Consider the following 1,265-nt stretch of genomic DNA (forward strand, 5'->3'; position numbering starts at 1 on the left):
AGGTTATCGACTAGCTACTGTAACAGACGCTCGTCCAGATTCTGAAGATATCCGAATCTTTAAAGAACGCGTGCGCAAAGATATCGATGATGGGTATCCTCTCTATTACACCTTCAATGTGGCACAAATCTATCCTGGAAAAAGTGGGGAACATAATGTTGTTGGAGTTGGCTATGAATTGACAGCAGATGGTAAGGACATCTCAGCAATCTATTATCTAGATCCCGATACACATGTACAGGATCCAACCTATGGAGGGTTGAAGAAACTGACACCAGAGGAGCTGTTAGCAGCCATGGCTACGTGTGGTGAGAAAAATTATGCTTGGTGAAAAAGTAAGTCGTGAAATGGATAGAGGTGATTTAAATTTCAAGAAATAAGAGTTGATAATATAATATTAAGATTGTATCAAAATTAAATTCGTGAATTAGAAAAGATGAATTATGTATTCCGCAAATCAGTTAAAAGATTATGCTTCATTAGGTGAAAAAAATGAGAAAATTTACAAGAATAATCATAATGTCGATGGTATTCATTCTTAGTTTTCAAAATATAAAAATTGTGAATGTAGATACAATTAGTAATACCGAAAGTAGCGATAAAAAACAAAGTATTCTAAATGATATTCCAAATAAAGAAATAGAATATAAAGAGTACGGTCTAAATGCTCCTGTATTAGGTGATTTAAAAACAATGGAACGGACAAGTGTTGGTTCGTGGAGCTGGCGAGACGGTCTAATTTGTGTAACAGATCAAGGTTTTGGGGTAGGCCCCTTTAATACTTGGCATGCTGGAATAATTGCGCCACAAAAAAATTACTCTGTTGCAGAGGCAGCTAATAGTAATAGTCCTGTAAGATTAAGAAAAGGAAAGTGGACTCAAGGAACTGTTTGGCAAGTAGGAGTAAAGACAACAACTATTCAACAAGATTGGAATGCCGGTCATTGGGCAGGTGAGCAGGTAGGAAAACCCTATAATTTAAATTTTTGGAATGCTCGACAAACAAATAGTTTTTATTGTTCTCAACTTGTATGGGCTGCGTATTACTACACATCAGGAATCGATTTGAATAAAAGTGACAATGATCTTGGCTCAGCAATTGCAATTCATCCGGGTGAATTTGTTAAAAATTCTAAAACAACTATTGTATACAGAAATAGATAGTAGGAATGATATATGAAACGCTCTTATCTTTTTGGGATTTTATTTCTATTCTTCCTTTTGCTTTCTTGTTCTAAGGTCCAAACACCAATGTTTCAAGTTGA

Annotated in this window: 2 protein-coding genes; both read left to right on the plus strand. The window is 35.3% G+C overall.

Annotated features, from left to right (window positions below; all coding sequences use genetic code 11):
• A partial coding sequence (locus SPADD19_RS10790; protein WP_241496591.1) for a cysteine peptidase family C39 domain-containing protein occupies positions 1-331 on the plus strand: 331 nt, incomplete at its 5' end.
• Between the two features lie 161 nt (positions 332-492).
• Positions 493-1,164: a YiiX/YebB-like N1pC/P60 family cysteine hydrolase gene (locus SPADD19_RS10795; protein ID WP_061455979.1), complete on the plus strand. Its 672-nt coding sequence runs from the start codon at positions 493-495 to the stop codon at positions 1,162-1,164.
• Positions 1,165-1,265: the final 101 nt, after the last annotated feature.

Source organism: Streptococcus parasanguinis (assembly GCF_001578955.1).
GTDB lineage: Bacteria > Bacillota > Bacilli > Lactobacillales > Streptococcaceae > Streptococcus > Streptococcus parasanguinis_U.

Bases quoted from the DNA above. Each gene is read 5' to 3' on its own strand.
- SPADD19_RS10795 (WP_061455979.1), top strand. From the start codon at position 493: ATGAGAAAATTTACAAGAATAATCATAATGTCGATGGTATTCATTCTT.